Origin of the sequence: Brevundimonas sp., assembly GCF_041648115.1 — a bacterium.
Lineage (GTDB): Bacteria > Pseudomonadota > Alphaproteobacteria > Caulobacterales > Caulobacteraceae > Brevundimonas.
In genome coordinates this window covers 121,165-134,780 of the sequence record NZ_JBAZPR010000007.1, presented here as the reverse complement: position 1 = coordinate 134,780, position 13,616 = coordinate 121,165, and the positions used below count along the sequence as shown (strand labels likewise).

At 68.1% G+C, this 13,616-nt stretch carries 10 protein-coding genes and 1 tRNA gene; 9 read left to right on the top strand and 2 right to left on the bottom strand.

Annotated elements, in window-relative coordinates:
- Positions 1-8: 8 nt before the first annotated feature.
- From WC597_RS08220 to WC597_RS08205, 4 genes are all read left to right on the top strand, one after another.
- Complete coding sequence (locus WC597_RS08220; protein WP_372692872.1) at positions 9-767, top strand: tRNA1(Val) (adenine(37)-N6)-methyltransferase; 759 nt, start codon at positions 9-11, stop codon at positions 765-767.
- Between the two features lie 75 nt (positions 768-842).
- The gene (locus tag WC597_RS08215) at positions 843-1,316 is read left to right on the top strand and encodes a hypothetical protein (RefSeq protein ID WP_372692871.1); all 474 of its coding nucleotides are present in this window, start codon (positions 843-845) and stop codon (positions 1,314-1,316) included.
- Positions 1,317-2,426, top strand: a complete 1,110-nt coding sequence (gene tgt / locus WC597_RS08210) for a tRNA guanosine(34) transglycosylase Tgt (protein WP_372692870.1) — start codon at positions 1,317-1,319, stop codon at positions 2,424-2,426.
- Between the two features lies 1 nt (position 2,427).
- Positions 2,428-2,733 carry a hypothetical protein gene (locus WC597_RS08205; RefSeq protein WP_372692869.1) on the top strand — a complete coding sequence of 102 codons (306 nt, stop codon included), beginning with the start codon at positions 2,428-2,430 and terminating at the stop codon, positions 2,731-2,733.
- A gap of 21 nt (positions 2,734-2,754) precedes the next feature.
- Here WC597_RS08205 and WC597_RS08200 read toward each other — a convergent pair whose 3' ends face one another.
- Positions 2,755-3,309, bottom strand: a complete 555-nt coding sequence (locus WC597_RS08200) for a hypothetical protein (protein ID WP_372692868.1) — start codon at positions 3,307-3,309, stop codon at positions 2,755-2,757.
- A gap of 112 nt (positions 3,310-3,421) precedes the next feature.
- Between WC597_RS08200 and WC597_RS08195 the strand changes: the two genes are divergently transcribed.
- On the top strand, positions 3,422-5,851 hold the full coding sequence (locus WC597_RS08195; protein ID WP_372692867.1) for a PAS domain-containing protein: 2,430 nt from the start codon (positions 3,422-3,424) through the stop codon (positions 5,849-5,851).
- Between the two features lie 93 nt (positions 5,852-5,944).
- On the opposite strand, the gene WC597_RS08190 is transcribed toward WC597_RS08195, so the two are convergent.
- Positions 5,945-6,021 (bottom strand) — tRNA-Lys (locus tag WC597_RS08190).
- Between the two features lie 94 nt (positions 6,022-6,115).
- Between WC597_RS08190 and WC597_RS08185 the strand changes: the two genes are divergently transcribed.
- The 4 genes from WC597_RS08185 (at position 6,116) to WC597_RS08170 (ending at position 13,612) form a co-directional block, all read left to right on the top strand.
- Positions 6,116-7,198, top strand: a complete 1,083-nt coding sequence (locus WC597_RS08185) for a CaiB/BaiF CoA transferase family protein (protein WP_372692866.1) — start codon at positions 6,116-6,118, stop codon at positions 7,196-7,198.
- 75 nt (positions 7,199-7,273) lie between these two features.
- The gene (locus tag WC597_RS08180) at positions 7,274-7,540 is read left to right on the top strand and encodes a hypothetical protein (RefSeq protein WP_372692865.1); all 267 of its coding nucleotides are present in this window, start codon (positions 7,274-7,276) and stop codon (positions 7,538-7,540) included.
- A gap of 46 nt (positions 7,541-7,586) precedes the next feature.
- The gene (locus WC597_RS08175; protein WP_372692864.1) at positions 7,587-9,380 is read left to right on the top strand and encodes an autotransporter assembly complex family protein; all 1,794 of its coding nucleotides are present in this window, start codon (positions 7,587-7,589) and stop codon (positions 9,378-9,380) included.
- On the top strand, positions 9,377-13,612 hold the full coding sequence (locus WC597_RS08170; protein WP_372692863.1) for a translocation/assembly module TamB domain-containing protein: 4,236 nt from the start codon (positions 9,377-9,379) through the stop codon (positions 13,610-13,612). Before WC597_RS08175 ends, WC597_RS08170 begins: the two co-directional genes overlap by 4 nt.
- Positions 13,613-13,616: the final 4 nt, after the last annotated feature.

Sequence of the window (13,616 nt, the reverse complement as noted above, 5' to 3'; positions counted from 1 at the left end):
ATTGAGGCTTGGACGCAGTCGAAACCCTGCCGACGGAAATCGTCGAGAACGGCCTGTTGAACGGCCGGGTGCGCCTGCGTCAACCCGCGCGCGGCTATCGCGCCGGGATGGATGCGGCCCTTCTGGCGGCGGCGGTCCCGGCCCAAGCGGGCCAGAGTGTGATCGAGGCCGGATGCGGCGCCGGCGCCGTCCTGATGCAGATCGCGGCGCGGAGGCCGGGCGTAATGCTGACGGGGCTGGAGCGCGATCCGACCATGGCGGCGCTGGCGGTGGAGAACGCGGTCCTGAACGGCGTTGCCGCGACCACCGCGATTCGACAGGGCGACGTGGCGGCGGGGTTCAGGGCGCTGGGCGTCGAACCGGGCGACTGGACCGTGTCCAATCCGCCCTTCTTCGACGACGCAGGGGCTTTGCGTGTGCCGGCCGAGGGCAAGCGCGGGGCGTGGATGGCCGACGACGGACTGAAGGCCTGGACCGACTTCCTGCTGAAGGCGGTGAAGGAAGGCGGGCGGATCGTGGTCGTTCACCGGGCGGATCGGCTGGCGGACCTGCTGGCGCTGCTGGGAGAGAAGGCCGGATCCTTGGCCATACGCCCCATCCATCCCTTCGCCGACGAGCCGGCCAAGCGGGTGCTGGTCCACGCCATCAAGACCGGGAGGGCGCCGCTGCGACTGCTGCCGCCGCTGGTGCTGCACGACCGCGAGGGCGGCAAGCACACCGAGCAGGCCGAGGCCATCCTGCGCGGCGAGGCGGCGCTGGACTGGTGATCCGACGCGGCGCTCGGGTGGTCAATCGCCGCCGGAACGCCTAAATGCCGCCTCCTGACGAAAACGAGCGCGACCGTGTCAACCGACGACCTCCCGCATGAGCTTCAGGACGGCCTGGTCGCCGTCGGCGAGGCCGCGCACGATTTGCGTGACCCGTGGTGGATCTTCGGCGGAGCGGCCATGGCCCTGTATGGCCTGACCGATCTGCATGTGCCGGATATCGACGTCCTGTGTTCGCCCCGCGACGCACGCGCCCTGCTGGCCGCGCTGGACGGCGAGGTGGTGGCCGATCCGGGTGAAGGCCTGTTCCGCTCGGCCGTCTTCGGTCGCGCGCCGGACCAGCCGATCCTGGTCGAGGTCATGGCCGATTTGGAGACCCGCGACGGCGCCGAATGGCAGGCCGTCGGCTTTACGTCGCGGCGTCGCGTCTTCATCGACGATATCCCGCTGTTCGTGCCCGACATCCGGGACCATATCAACCTGTACCGCCTGTTCGGCCGCCCCAAGGATCTGGTGCGGGTCGAGCAGCTTGAACGACTGATCGCCTGAATGCCCTTTCCTTTCGACATATCCGCCACCGAAGGCCGCGCCCGCACCGGGGTGTTGAAGACCGCGCGCGGCGACATTCGCACCCCCGCCTTCATGCCGGTGGGCACCGCCGCGACGGTCAAGGCGATGACGGCGGATCAGGTCAAGGCGACCGGCGCCGACATCCTTCTGGGCAACACCTATCACCTGATGCTGCGCCCCGGCCCCGAGCGGATGGAGCGTCTGGGCGGGCTCCACAAATTCATGGGCTGGGACAAGCCGATCCTGACCGACAGCGGCGGGTTCCAGGTCATGTCCCTGGCCGGGATTTCGAAGGTGAAAGAGGAGGCTGTGACCTTCTCCAGCCACATCGACGGCTCCAAACACGTGCTGACGCCGGAACGCTCGATCGAGATCCAGGCCGACCGGATCGGCGCCGACATTTCGATGCAGTTGGACCAGTGCGTCGCCTATCCGGCCGAGAAGGATGCGGCCAAGAAGGCGATGGAGCTATCGATCCGCTGGGGCGCCCGCTCCAAGGCCCGGTTCGGCGAGCGTGAGAACCAGGCCCTGTTCGGTATCCAGCAGGGTTCGACCTTCGAGGACCTGCGCCGCCAGTCGTCGGAACAACTGCAAGAGATCGGGTTCGACGGCTACGCCATCGGCGGCCTGGCTGTGGGCGAAGGTCACCAAGCCATGTGCGAGGTGCTGGACTATGCGCCCGAGTTTCTGCCCAGGGACCGCCCCCGTTATCTGATGGGCGTGGGCAAGCCGGTCGATCTGGTCGAGGCGGTGTATCGCGGCGTGGACATGTTCGACTGCGTCCTGCCGACCCGCGCCGGTCGCCACGGCCAGGCCTGGACCTGGGACGGCCCACTGAACCTGAAGAACGCTCGCTTCGCCGAGGATCATGATCCGCTGGACCCGAGCATCGACGGCCCGTCATCGCAGTATTCGAAGGCCTATCTGCACCACCTGATCCGCGCCGATGAAATCCTCGGCAAGGTGCTGCTGAGCTGGCACAATATCGCCTTCTACCAGGCGCTGACCGCGGCCATGCGCGCCGCGATTTCGGGGGGCCGGTTCGAAGCCTTCCGTCGCGACTTCCACGCCCGCCACATGTCGAACTGACATGCGCATCGAGAAGTCAGGCTTCCACGCCTACAATACCTATCTGGAAGAGCCGCCCCGTGACGAGGGGAACGAGACGGCGCTCCATCGCCACGTCATCATCATCGGCGGCGACAAATATGCGTTCTTCGCCCACTGGTCCGGCAAGTTCGCGCACAAGGGCGAGCGCATCTCGTTCGACTGGGACTGGGATCGCACCGGCGAGTTCCGCAACATCGACAAGCCCTCGTTCGAAGCCTTCGCCAAGGACGGCACGATCCAGATCAGGGGCGACCGTCGCGACCGGCGCCGCACCTCCGGCCGCTAAAGCCGCCCATGGATCCGGCTGTCAAGGCTGCGACCGTCCGGCGGGTCTGAACCAGCTGGGCGCCGCCGGCGGCGCGCAGTTCCGCTGCATCCCCATCCCCTTCAGGAAGGCGCGACGCATCCGGCCGGACTGAATGGCGGACTGGACGTGGCGGCTGTGCTGCTCGGCGCCGCTCAGGCGGCGGATCCAGCTGCGGCCGGGAATGAAGTCGGTCGTGGTGTCGCGGATGGCGTTCAGCGCCGCCTTGGCGGCCGCATCGGCGGCGCGCTCGCTCAGAAACGAACCGTCCTGACGCGGCGGCTCGTCCGTGTCCGGCCCCAGCGCTTCGTTCAGCCGCGCCACCTCGGCGCCGATGGTGGCGCACTGGTTCAGGTTGCGCAGGTCATAGGGGTTGGCTTCGGCCTGCAACAGCACCGTCGGAATGATCTGGCGGCGCAGGTTGAAATCCTCCAGCGGCGCGGACGCCGCCGCCGCGAACCCCGCCCCCATCTGCTCTGCCCCGCCGACGGCCGACCGTCCGGCGTTGCAGCCCGATAGCGCGAGCAAGAGGACGGCGGGTAGGAAAACAGTCTTCATGGGCGGGCTTAGAACATGTCGCGTGCTGCAATCAAAGCTTGGCGATTTAGCATTTCGGTAACAAAGAATTCTCTGATCGATGGCACTTTGAGCGCAGTCGTTGGAGTTCACCGTGCCGTATATCGCCAAGAGTCTCGAAGCCCTGAACGCGCCCGCCGGCCCGTTTCAGCGCCTTACGGAACTGGCGTGCCGGCTGTTCGATGCCCCGTCGGCCGTAGTCACCCTGATCACCGGCGACAAGGCCGTGCTTTGGTGCAGTGACTGCACGATCGTCCAGACGATGCCGCGCGAAAGAACCCTGGGCGACCGCCTCATGCGGCAGGGCGCGGGCGCCGTCATGGTGGTGGAGGACGGCCTGGCCGATCCCGTCGCCCGCGATCATTTTCTGGTCGCCGCGCCCTACAACCTGCGCTTCTACGCAGGTGTGACGATATGCGGACCGGACGGCCGGCCTGTCGGCGCGTTCGGCGTGATGGACCGCCAGCCCCGCGCGCATCCGTCGGACGCGGACATGGCCACGCTGAAGACGCTGGGCCGAATGGCCGAGGACATCATCGCCACGCTGGAAATCAGCCGGATCAGCGAAGAGCGGCACGGCACTCTCGAACTGGTCGAGCAGATAGCCGGGGTCGGCCACTGGCGGCTGGATCTGGCCAGCGGCGCCGTCGAATGGTCCGATCAGGTGTTTCGCATCCACGGCCTCGACCGAGCCAGCTTCGATCCCCACGTCGATTCCGCCATAGACTTCTATCATCCCGAAGACCGCGCCGAATTGCTGGCCGCCATCGAGAAGACCGTGGCGACGGGCGAGGGCTATGATCGCCGCCTTCGGCTGATCCGCGCGGATGGCGAGGAACGCATCGTCCTGAGCCAGGCGCGCGCCGAACGCGACGACGCGGGCGTGGTGAAGGCCCTCTACGGCGTCTTTCAGGACATCACGGACCAGCAGAACCAGATCGCACAGGCCAAGCGGGACGAGGCGCGCTATCGGCTTCTGGCCGACAACATCGGCGATGTCATCACCCGCATCCGCCCGGACGGCACCAGCAAATACATCTCGCCCGCCATCGAGGCCCTGCTGGGCTGGACCTTCGAGGAGATGAGCGGCACAGCGCTGGACTATATCCACCCCGACGATCAGGAGCGGGTGGCCCGGTCCGTGCTGGAGACCATGCACACCGGCAAGCAATGCCGGCTGGAGCACCGCGCCGTCCACCGCGACGGCTCCACCGTGTGGGTCGAATGCACCTTCCGCGCCCTGGCCGCAAAACCGGGTCAACCTTCGGAAGTCGTCGCCGTCATCCGCGACATGACCGACCGCAAGGTTCTGGCCGACGAACTGCTCGAAGCCAGGGACCGCGCCGAGGCGGCGGCTGCGGCCAAGAGCGAGTTCCTGGCCAACATGAGCCATGAGCTGCGCACACCCCTGACCAGCGTCATCGGCTTTTCCAACCTGCTGAAGGCCAGCCAGGCCCTGCCTGACGAGGAACGCGGATATGTCGCCCGCATCGCCACCGCCAGCGAGGCCCTGCTGTCGGTGATCAACGACGTGCTGGACTATTCCAAGCTGGAGGCCGGCGCCATCGAGCTGGAGCCCCAGCCGTTCGATCCGGTCGCCCTGGCGCGCGAGACGGCCCAGATGATGGAGGCGCAATGCCTCGCCAAGGGCTTGTCGCTTCAGGTCGAGCTGGCGCCGGACATGCCCCCGTGCCTGATGGGCGACGAGGCGCGGTTGCGGCAGATTCTGCTGAACCTGCTGGGCAACGCCGTGAAGTTCACCGCCAAGGGATCGGTGGGCCTGTCGCTGGGCGGCGATCAGGGCGAGGACGGCGTGTGGCGGTTGACGGCGGCGGTGACGGACACGGGCATCGGCATGAGCCCGGAAGCCCTGGCTCATCTGTTCGAGCGATTCTCGCAGGCAGACCGCTCGACGACGCGTCTGTATGGCGGCACAGGGCTGGGGCTGGCGATCTCGCGGCGGCTGGCGCGGGCGATGGGCGGCGATATCCTGGTCACCAGCCAGCCGGGCCAGGGCTCGACCTTCCATCTGACGGCGCCCCTGCTGATCGCGGACGGCGAAGCGCGGACGGAAAGCCCCCAACTCTCCGTCATGCCGGAGGGCCGGATCCTGGTGGCGGACGATTCGCCGGCCAACCGCGAGCTGATCAATGTCATCCTCAGCGGCCTGGGGCTTGAGGTCACGACCGCCTGCGACGGCGCCGAGGCCGTGCACGCCGTCCAGTCCAAGGCCTACGACGTGGTCCTGATGGATATGCAGATGCCGGTCATGGACGGGCTGACGGCGACACGGGAGATCCGGCGCCTGGAACAGGGAACCGGCCGTCGGCTCGCGATCATCGCCCTGTCCGCCAACGTCCAGCCGGACCAGATCGTCCTGTGCCGCGAGGCCGGCATGGACGATCACCTGGCCAAGCCGCTGCAACTGCCCGCCCTGGTCGCGGCCCTGTCGAAACACCTCGCGGCGGTCGAGGTCGTCGCCACGGACGATCCGGCCATACAGATGCGCGATTCCCTGAACTGACCGAAGTCACACGTGTGACTTTCTGAAAGTCACAAAAGTTCGCTTTTGTTCTGCGTCCTAAACAGCAAAAAGCCCGCCGAAGCGGGCTTTAAATGGTACGCCCTCTCGGGCTCGAACCGAGGACCCTCTGATTAAAAGTCAGATGCTCTAACCAACTGAGCTAAGGGCGCACCGCGCGACGTCCGGGCTGGCCCGAACCGTCGAAGGGCGCCTTCTGTTGTAATCCGGCCTTCCGGTCAAGACCCGGTCTGCTACTCATGTGCGATGCAACCGTTAAATGGCGTCCGCATCATCGAAATCGACGGCCTGGGGCCGGTCACCTTCGCCGGGATGATGCTGGCTGACCTGGGGGCGGAGGTGGTGCGGCTGACGCGCGACGCCTCGGCCGGGCCTGCGGCGTTCGACGAGGTCGGCGGTGCGGTGATGCATCGGGGGCGCGTCGCCGTGCCGGTCGATCTGAAATCGCCCGACGATCGCGAGCGTATTCTGACATTGGTCGATGGCGCGGACGCGGTGATCGAGGGGTTCAGGCCCGGCGTGATGGAGCGATTGGGCTATGGGCCGGAGGTTCTTCAGGCGAAAAAGCCCGCGCTGGTGTTCGGTCGGGTGACGGGCTGGGGTCAGACGGGACCGCTGGCGCATGCGGTGGGGCATGATCTGAACTACATCGGCCTGTCGGGGGTGCTGCACGCCATGGGCGAGGCGGATCGTCCGCCCTCCCCGCCGTTGAACCTGGTGGGCGACTATGGCGGCGGGGCCATGCTGCTGGTCGTCGGGGTGCTGGCGGCGCTTGTGGAGGCCAGGACCACCGGGCGGGGTCGGGTGGTGGATGCGGCCATGACCGACGGCGCGGCCCTGCTGGGCGGGCTGTTCCAGGCCCTGCGCGGTCAGGGAATGTGGAGCGAGCGGCGCGGGGCCAATCTGCTGGACGGCGGCGCGCCCTTCTATCGCTGCTACACCTGTCGCGACGGGAAGTTCGTGGCCGTGGCGGCGCTGGAGCCGCGGTTCTACGCCGCCCTGCTGGCGGGATTGAACATCGATCCGGACGAGGCGGTTCAGTATGATATCGCCGCCTGGCCGGCCTTGCAGGCGCGGCTCGCCGCCCTGTTCGCGAGCCGCGACCGTGACGACTGGAGCGCCCATTTCGCCGGAACCGAGGCCTGCGTGACCCCGGTCCTCAGCCTGGCCGAGGCGCCCGACCATCCGCACAATCAGGCCAGGGGGACGTTCAAGGACGGCCTGCCGCGCCCCTCGCCCCTGTTCGACGGCAAGGCGGCGGAGCCCGGACCCAAGTCCGCAATGACGTTGGAGCAAATGGTCACAAAATGGTCCGATCACGCGGGATGACCGGCGCAGTTTTCGGCGCTAAGGGAACGGCTTAGCGCCACAGGCGTTGCATCGGCGAAGACCCGGGGACTTTCCATGACACGCTCGACATTCGTTCTGGCCGCCGCTGCGTTGAGCGTGCTTGCGCTCTCGGCCTGCGACGACCGGCCGTCGCGCTCGGACGACGATTATCGTGAGATGCCGGTCGAGACGGCGCCGCCTCCCGTCAAGGAAGAAGTCCCCCCGCCTGCGCCCGAGGTGCAGGACCCGACCCCCACGCCCCCGCCGTCCAGCAGCCTTCCGCCTGATGAACGCACGTCCGAACAGACGGTCCAACCCGAGAGCGAGACCCTGTTCTACTAAGAAGGACAGGTTTGCCGGGGGGCGCAGTTTTGACGAGAGATCGAGTTTGACGTTCAGGCCTAACCTGCTGGTCGCGACCCTCGCGGCCTTTTCGGCCTGCGCCCATGCGGCGGCGGCGGACCCCCGCGCCCAGATCCGCGGCGACATGGACGCCGAACTACGCCGGGCCCTGGAACGCGCCGTGGGCGAAGTCGATGGGGCGCCGGCCAGCCGTTTCGAGGCTCGCCGCCGTGCGGAAAGCGCCGTGACCTCGGCGACGGCCCTGCTGCGCTCTGAAGCCTATTACCAGCCGGTCGTGGAAGACATCGTCGAGGGCGAGGAGACGCCGGTCGCCATCGTCTCGGTCCAGCCGGGTCGCCGCTTCCTGCTGACCGACCCGACCATCCAGTGGGTGGATCCCGCGCCCGAAACCGAGACCGTGGACAAGGCCAAAACCGCCATCGCCCTGAAAGCCGGCGATCCCGGTCGGGCGGTGGATGTCATCTCGGGCGAGGGGCGGCTGGTCGCGGCCCTGGTTCGCGACGGTTACGCCGACGCCAAGGCCGATCCGCGCCGGGTGGTGGTGGACCACGCCGCCTTCACCGTCGCGCCGGAATACCGCATCGCCTCGGGAGCCTTGGTGCGGCTGGACGGCGTGAGACTGTCGACGCGCGGCCGGACCAATCCCGACTGGGTCGCAGGCCTCGCGCCGTGGAAGGAAGGCGACCGCTACGATCCCGATCAGGTCGCGGAGCTGGAGCGTCGGCTGCTGGACACCGGCGTCTATGACGGCATCGGCGTGGCCCTTTCGCCGCTGGACCAGGTCACCGCCGGCGGTCTGCGTCCCGTGATCGTCAGCCTGCAGGACCGGCCGCGCCGCGTGCTGGAAGCTGGCGCCACCTGGTCCACGGCCGAAGGGGCGGGCGTAGACGTGATCCAGACCCGCTACAATCGCTTCGGCCGGGCCGACACCCTGCGGCTTGAAGCACGGCTGGCGGACATCAACAGCCGGGTCGGCGCGGACCTGTCCCTGCCGCATTGGCGCCGGCCCGGCCGCACGCTGAAGCTGGGCGCGGCCATCGTCAACGAGGACACCGACGCCTATCTGCGCACCGCCGTCGCCCTCTATGCCGACCTGCAGCAGCGGATCGGCAAGACCTCCTATTTCAACTATGGCATCGGGCTGGACGCGGGGCGGTACAGCGAGACGCGCTACGACTTCACCACCCTGCCTGCCCAGCGCGTGACCTTCGACCGCGACCTGGCGATCGTCACCGCGCGGACCAGCGCCTACATCGACCACTCGAACAATCCGCTGAACCCGACCAAGGGCTGGCGCGTCAACGTCGCTGTCCAGCCGACGGCCGTGACGGGCGAAAGCAACATCCTGTTCCTGCGTACGGAAACGCAAGGCACGGCCTATTTCCCGCTGGCGAAGGATCGCACAATCCTGGCCGGGCGGCTGCGGATCGGCTCCATCGTCGGCGGCAGCGAGTTGAACGTGCCGTCGGACCGCCTGTTCTATTCCGGCGGCGGCGGATCTGTGCGGGGCTATTCCTATCAGGGCGTCAATCCCGAACTGCCGGACGGGACGCCGCGCGGAGGACTGTCGCTGTTCGAGACCTCGTTCGAGGTGCGCCAGTCGATCGGTCAGAGCTTCCAGGCCGTCGCCTTCGTCGATGCCGGGGCCATCGGTTTCCAGGAGACGCCGAACCTGACCAACATGCGTTACGGCGCGGGCGTGGGCGTGCGCTACATGCTGCCGTTCGGGCCGATCCGGGCGGACGTGGCCATGCCGTTGAGCAAGCGTGAGGGCGACTCGGCCTTCCAGATCTACATCAGCATCGGGCAGGCGTTTTGACCGACACACCGCCTGAAACCACGCCTGAAGAGACGACGCCGACCAAGGCCGCGCGGCCGGCGAAGACGCGTCGCGGGCTGATCAAACGCATCGTCATCTTCACCGGAGCGATCCTGGCTGGCCTGCTGGTGCTGATCGCCGCCGCCCTGGTGGGCGGGCGCTACTACATCGCCTCGGACGGCGGTCGCGAGATGGTGTTGCAGCGGATCCAAGACCTGAAGATCAGCCGCTATGGCCGGCTGAAGGTCTATGGGCTGAAGGGCGACCTGCTGAGCGATTTCAGCATTGATCGCATCACCCTGGCCGACAGTCAGGGCGTCTGGCTGGAGGCGAACAACCTCAGCATGGATTGGTCCTATCTGGCGCTGGTGGGTCGCAGCCTCCACGCAAACGACATCAAGGCCGAGACCATTCGCGTCCTGCGTCGGCCCGTGGTTGAGCCGCCCAGCGGCGAACCGCCCAGCCCGCAGCCGATCTCGGTTCGGATCGACAAGTTCTCGGCCAATATCGAACTGATGGAGGGCTTCTCCAAGGAGTACGGCCGCTGGAGCTTGTCGGGCGACGCCAGCCTGCCGCGCGCCGGGGCCAAGAGCGCCACCGTCAACGCCGACAGCCTGAACCGGCCCGGCGACTATCTGCGCCTCGCGGCGACCTTCGGCGGCAAGCTGGAAGACACGCGCCTCAACCTGCGCGCCAACGAGGTTCAGGGCGGGCCGCTGGCCGGCGCATTGGGCTACTCGCCCGATCAGCCGTTCTCGGCGGCCGCCGTCCTGAACGCCGATGTCGTCAATGCCCGCGTCCAGACGGGGCAGTTCGTCCCCCTGATCGTTCAGGGGCATTTCGGCGACAAGGGATCGCGCGTTTCGGGCTTTGCTGACTTCAGCGGGTCGGACCTGCTGGCGCCCTTCGTCACCCGCATTGGGCGCACGGCGCGGTTCGGCTTCGCTATGGTTCCGACGCCGGACAAGGCCAGTCAAGGCGTGGCGTGGAAGCTGATCTCCGACAACGTCCAGTCCGAAGCGCGCGGCCTGATCCGAAACTCTGACCGCAGTTCCCCGGACGGTATCACCCTGAACATCCAGACCGCGTCGCTGAGCCGGCTGGTCGGATCGGACATCGCCGGGCCGGCCGCCTACTCCGGCCTGTTCAAGGGCGACGCTCAGACCTGGAGCCTGAATGGTCAGGCGACCCTGCTGAACGCAAACGTCGCCAGCTATCGCGCGACCCGCATCGCCGGGCCGCTGAACGTCGCGGTCAAGAACGGCCGTATGGACTTCGACGGCGACATCCGCGCGACGGGCGGTTCGGGCGAAGGCATCATTGGCGGCCTCTTGGGTTCGGCGCCGCGCGTGCAGATGCAGGCGGCGCGGATGAAGGACGGCGCCATCCTGCTGGAGAAGGTCGATCTGCAAGGCCAGGGACTAGCGCTGAACGGATCGGGTTCGCGCAACCTGCTGGGCGGAATGAGCTTCCGCGGGAATGCGCAACTGACGGACGCCTCGCGCGTCCTGCCCGAGGCGCGCGGCGCCTTCGGCGGGCCGATCCGGGCGTCGTCGGCGCGGACGGGCGCGCCCTGGGTGCTGAACTTCGACGGGCGGGGACGAAACCTGACCATCGGCATGTCCGAGCTGGATCGCCTGCTGGGCAAGACGCCCCGCCTGCAACTGGCCGGCCAGCTGAACGGCGGCCGGATCGAGATCGAGCGCGGCGAACTGACCGGCGCGGCCGGGCGCGCGGGCGCCAAGGGCATCATCGAGACGGCGGGCAATCTGAGGCTAGCGCTGGACTGGAACGCGCGCGGGCCGTTCGCGGCCGGGCCGGTCGAGATCGGCGGCGACATGAACGGACGCGGCGCCCTGACAGGCACCCTGTCCCAACCGCGCGTCGATCTGACAGCTGGCTTCCAGCAGGTGACGGCCGGCGCCCTGACGCTGAACAACGCCGACCTGACGCTGAGCTTCCGCAAGGGCGCGGATGCGTCGGATGGGCGGATCACGGTCGTCAGCGGCTCGAACTATGGTCCCGCACGCGCCTCGGGCAACTTCTTTCTCGGCGGCAAACGCATCCGCCTGAGTGATCTGGACGTGGATGCAGGCGGCGTGACGGCCAAGGGCGCCGTCGCCCTGTCGGACAATATCCCGTCCAGCGCGGACCTGACGTTCACGGCGCGCGCCGGGGCCTTCCTGGCCTCGGGCGAGGCCAACGGCAGGGTGCGGCTGACGGACGGCGGCGGATCGGACAGCGCCATCCTGGACGTCAGCGGACGCAATGTGCGCCTGGCTGGCCAGAGCTGGATCATCCGCACCCTGGACCTGGACGGGCGCGGCACGCTGAGCAACCTGCCTTTCACCCTGGCGCTGGATGTGGGCGGGCCGAACCCGGCCCAGTTCAACGGCACGGGCGTCTATTCGCGCCAGAACGAGACGCACGGCCTGACGCTGCGCGGCGGCGGTCGGGTGCGCGAGGTGGCCTTCACCACCCGCAGCCCGGCCTCGATCACCCTGAACGGCGCCGACCGCACGGCCCATCTGGACCTGGGCGTCGGGGGCGGCGTGTTGCTGGCCGACCTGCGTCAGGACGCGCGGGGGGCCGCGATCCAGGCCGATCTGACCAGCGTGAATCTGGGGTCCATCTCGCCCGAGCTGCGGGGCAGCGTGACGGGCCAGGTCGCCCTGCGCGGCGCCGGCAGCGATCTGTCGGGCACGGCCAACATTGCGCTTCAGAACGTGCGCAGCATAGATGCGCCGCGCGGCCTGGCCGTGGACGGACGGGTGGACGCCACCCTGGCAGGCGACCGGCTGACCATCAAGGCGACGGCTGTGGACGAAGGGGCGGTGCAAGCTTCCGCCGACATCGTCCTGCCGGTCGAGGCCTCGGCCGCGCCGCTGCGCCTAGCCATCGCCCGGACGCGCGAGATGTCGGGCCGGGTGTCGATCAACGGCCAGATCCAGCCGATCTGGGACCTGTTCCTGGGCGGTGAACGCAGTCTGGCGGGCCAGGTCAACGGTCAAGCGACCCTAGCAGGCACCCTGAACGCGCCGCGCCTGAACGGCCGGTTCGACCTGAGCCAGGGTTCGTATCGCGAGAATGCGGTGGGACTGGTGCTCAGCGACCTGACGCTGAGGACGCGGTTCGACGACACGACGGCCCAGATCGAGACCTTCTCGGCCAATGACGGCTCGGGCGGGACCGTGTCCGGTCAGGGCCGCATCGGCCTGCGCCAGGGATCGGGATCGAACGCGCAACTGACGCTGAACCGCTTCCGCGTCATCGACAACGACATCGCCGAAGCCCGCGCCTCGGGGCCGATCACCATCGTTCGCGGGGCGGACGGCAATATCCAGCTGGGCGGTCAGATCAACGTCGACGAAGCCAAGATCGAGCCGGAACTGCCTGGCGCCACCGGCATCGTCTCGATGGACGTGGTCGAGGTCAACCGACCCGGCGGCGACCCCGTAGAGACCGAACAGAAGGCGCGCGGCCCGCAGATCGGCATGGACATCGCCCTGCGATCGACCGGCGGCAAGGTGCGGGTCGATGGGCGCGGCCTGAACGTGGTGCTGGACATAAACGCCCGCGTGCGCGGCACGATCGCCCAGCCGCAATTGACCGGCACAGCCAATGTGGTGCGCGGCGATTATGAGTTCGCGGGCAAGCGGTTCGTGTTCAAAGACACCGGCCGGGTCACCCTGTCCACCGATCCGAAACAGATCCGGCTGAACCTGGCGGCGACGCGAGAGGATGCGGCCCTGACCGCCTCCATCAACGTGACCGGCACGGCGGCCGAGCCGAAGATCGCCCTGACCTCGACTCCCTCCCTGCCCCAGGACGAAATCCTGTCGCAGGTGCTGTTCGGGCGCTCGGCGTCGCAGCTGTCGGCCTTCGAGGCGGCGCAGCTGGCGGCCGGGGTTGCGGCCCTGGCCGGCGGCGGCGGGTTCGACGTGATCGGCAATCTGCGCGAACTGGCGGGTCTGGACCGGCTGTCCTTCGGCGGCGACGCCTCGGCGGTGACGGTGGCCGGCGGTCGCTACATCACCGACGACGTCTACCTGGAGGTCATCGGCGGCGGTCAGAACGGCGCGGCGGTCAAGGTCGAATGGCAGCCCCGACGCAACATCGCCGTCGCCTCGCGGTTCGGCGGCCAGGGCCAGACCAGCCTTTCGATCCGCTGGCGCCACGAAAGCCGCGAGGCCGGCGACCGTCGTCCGAACCGGGACCGTCGCACCCGCTAGGGCG

What these genes read in the sequence shown, in the direction of transcription:
- tgt (WP_372692870.1), top strand. Translation starts at nt 1,317, where the DNA reads ATGCCCTTTCCTTTCGACATATCCGCCACCGAAGGCCGCGCCCGCACC.
- WC597_RS08205 (WP_372692869.1), top strand. Translation starts at nt 2,428, where the DNA reads ATGCGCATCGAGAAGTCAGGCTTCCACGCCTACAATACCTATCTGGAA.
- WC597_RS08200 (WP_372692868.1), bottom strand. Translation starts at nt 3,309, where the DNA reads ATGAAGACTGTTTTCCTACCCGCCGTCCTCTTGCTCGCGCTATCGGGC.
- WC597_RS08185 (WP_372692866.1), top strand. Translation starts at nt 6,116, where the DNA reads ATGCAACCGTTAAATGGCGTCCGCATCATCGAAATCGACGGCCTGGGG.
- WC597_RS08180 (WP_372692865.1), top strand. Translation starts at nt 7,274, where the DNA reads ATGACACGCTCGACATTCGTTCTGGCCGCCGCTGCGTTGAGCGTGCTT.